The sequence below is a fragment of the Vannielia litorea genome, assembly GCF_018424695.1.
In the GTDB taxonomy this organism is placed as follows: domain Bacteria; phylum Pseudomonadota; class Alphaproteobacteria; order Rhodobacterales; family Rhodobacteraceae; genus Vannielia; species Vannielia litorea_A.
On sequence record NZ_QTNQ01000178.1, the window covers coordinates 1 to 2,461 of the forward strand.

General features: G+C 69.8%; 3 protein-coding genes and 1 pseudogene. 2 read left to right on the forward strand and 2 right to left on the reverse strand.

Going from position 1 to position 2,461, the window contains the following annotated elements:
* Positions 1-154, reverse strand: a pseudogene (locus DYI42_RS23740) (S-(hydroxymethyl)glutathione dehydrogenase); the annotation flags it as partial.
* Positions 155-238: 84 nt separating this feature from the next.
* Between DYI42_RS23740 and DYI42_RS23745 the strand changes: the two are divergent.
* On the forward strand, positions 239-559 hold the full coding sequence (locus DYI42_RS23745; RefSeq protein ID WP_244868119.1) for an I78 family peptidase inhibitor: 321 nt from the start codon (positions 239-241) through the stop codon (positions 557-559).
* 6 nt (positions 560-565) lie between these two features.
* On the opposite strand, the gene DYI42_RS23750 is transcribed toward DYI42_RS23745, so the two are convergent.
* Positions 566-1,000, reverse strand: coding sequence for a c-type cytochrome (locus tag DYI42_RS23750; RefSeq protein ID WP_213549585.1), 435 nt, complete (start codon positions 998-1,000; stop codon positions 566-568).
* A gap of 132 nt (positions 1,001-1,132) precedes the next feature.
* Between DYI42_RS23750 and DYI42_RS23755 the strand changes: the two genes are divergently transcribed.
* A partial coding sequence (locus DYI42_RS23755; protein ID WP_213549587.1) for a Y-family DNA polymerase occupies positions 1,133-2,461 on the forward strand: 1,329 nt, incomplete at its 3' end.

Sequence of the window (2,461 nt, forward strand, 5' to 3'; positions counted from 1 at the left end):
GGTCCGCCCCCGAGCGGGTGAACTCGTCGGTGTGGCAGATCCCCGTCGCCTTGATCTCGACCAGAACCTCCCCGGCCTTCGGCCCCTCAAGCTCAACCTCCATGATCTCAAGCGGTTGGCCGGCTTCTAGAGCGACTGCGGCACGCGTTTTCATTTTTCGAAACTCCCGTTAATCTGTCGTGCGGAACCGTGGGGGCAACTCCGCGTTCATTCAACCGGATATGGGAAGACGCACGTGATGAAAACCCTGAAGGCCCTGATTCTGCTGACCGCGCTTGCCGCCTGCCAGCCGCCCGTTGAAGAGCTGCCCCCCAACGATGCGCCGATTCAGGACAACGTGGACAGCGGTTTGGTGGAACGTGAGCCCGACATCTGCGGCGCCTCTGCCTATCGCGAGCGTGCCATCGGCCAGCCCGCAAGCGTGATCCCCACACTCGGTGTCACCCGGCAGACCCGCGTCGTGCCCCACGGCGGGATCGTGACGCAGGAGTACAACCCCTACCGGATGAACTTCTACCTCGATCCGAACGGCATGATCTCCCGCATCACCTGCGGCTGAGGCGGCTCATTCCTTGTAGTGCTCATGGCGTGACCGGCAGGCCTTGCCGAGCCGGGTAAAGCTGGCCTTGAGCGCTTCTGGCGTGGAGCCATCAAACCCCGTGGCCGCCCGCTCCAGGGCGGCTGCCTCGGCCTCGAACTGCGAAAACTCGCTCCAGATGAGGGGGTTGGCCTCTGATTTCGGGTCGTCTGCCTCGGGCGTGAAGCTCGGAACGACGCGCGGTGCGGCAGCGCGGATCACCTCTGCCGCTGCCTCGGCTTCGGCCGGATCGAAGGGACGCGCGCCCTTCACCATCTCGCCCATCACCTTCACCCCCGACTGGATTTCCTTCATCACCGCCATGCGTTTCTTGACCGCCGGGTTCTGCACACCGTCATGGGCGGTCGCGGCAAAGGGGGCGAAGATCAGAAGGGCGGCGGCGGTCAGTCGGCGGTGTGTCATTGGAGGACCAAAGCGGTTCGCGCCCGGGGTGGCAACCCGCGACGGATAGGAATTTTGTGAACGCCGCGCCGACTCGACTCCACGCGGTCTGGCGGGTAGCTTGGAACAAACAATGAACATTCATGCTGCCCCATGCCCAACCGCCGGATTCTCTCGCTGTGGTTCCCTCGGCTTGCCGCCGAGCGGCTGATCCGCGCCGCGCCCGCGCTGGCCGAGGTGCCGCTGGCGGTGGTGCGCGAGCAGGGCAACCTGGCAAGCCTGGTGTCGCTCTCCACCGCCGCCTCTGCTGCCGGTCTGCGCCCTGGCCAGCCGCTGCGCGATGCGCAGGCGGTTTGCCCCGAGCTCGTCACCCGGCTGGAGCGGCCCGCGCTGGAGGGTGATTTTCTCACCGTGCTGCGTCGCTGGGCGGGCAAGTTCTCACCCTGGATCCGCGAGGCGCCGCCGGACGGGCTGGTGGTGGATATCTCGGGCTGCGCGCATCTCTTCGGCGGTGAGGCGGAGCTGATGGCCGAGGCCGAGGCCGATTGCGCCCACCTCGGGCTGACTGTTTGCGCCGGCGTCGCCGACACCGTCGGCGCGGCCTGGGCGCTGGCGCGGTTTGCAGGCCAGGGGGCGGGCGCGCTGCGCTCGGGCGATGCGATCGACCAGGAGGCCTATGCCACCCGCGCCCGCGCGGTGAAGCGGCGGCATTGGGAGCGCGGCGGGGCGCCGCCGATGGGCGCGGGCCGGCTCTCGCCCGAGGGCCGCATCGCCGCGCCCGGTCACGCCCGCGAGGCGCTGGCCCCGCTGCCGCTGGCCGCCCTGCGCCTGCCGCCCAAGCTGGTGCAGCAGCTCGCCCGGCTGGGCCTCAAGCGGGTGGAAGAGCTGGCCGCCCAGCCCCGCGCCGCCCTCGCCCGCCGCTTCGGCAAGGATCTGGTGCTGCGGCTCGACCAGGCCTTCGGCGCCGCGCCCGAGCCCGTCTCCCCCGCCCGGCCCGCGCCGATCTATGCGGTGCGCCTCACCCTGCCCGAGCCGATCGGGCTGGAAGTGGATGTGGCCGAGGCCATCGACCGGCTGTTGCCCGCGCTGGAGGTGCGGCTCAGGGCGCAAGGCATGGGCGCGCGGCGGCTTCGGCTGCACCTGATGCGCTGCGACCACACCAGCCAGAACATCGAGCTGGGCCTCGCCCGCCCTTCCGCCGAGCCCGACAGGCTGCGCCCGCTGATCCGGATGAAGCTGGGCGAGGTGGATGCGGGCGACGGGATAGATGCCATCCGCCTCATCGCCACCGTCACCGAGCCGGTTCATGCCGTGCAGCACCGGGGCCACGCGGGCGCCAGCGCCGATGCCGCCGCCCGGCTGAAGAATGACACCGCGCTGGATGACCTGATCGGGCGGCTTGGCGCGCGGGTGGGGCTGGAGCAGATCCACCGGCTCTATCCCGGTGACAGCCACCTGCCCGAGAAGGGCACCCAGGTGCGG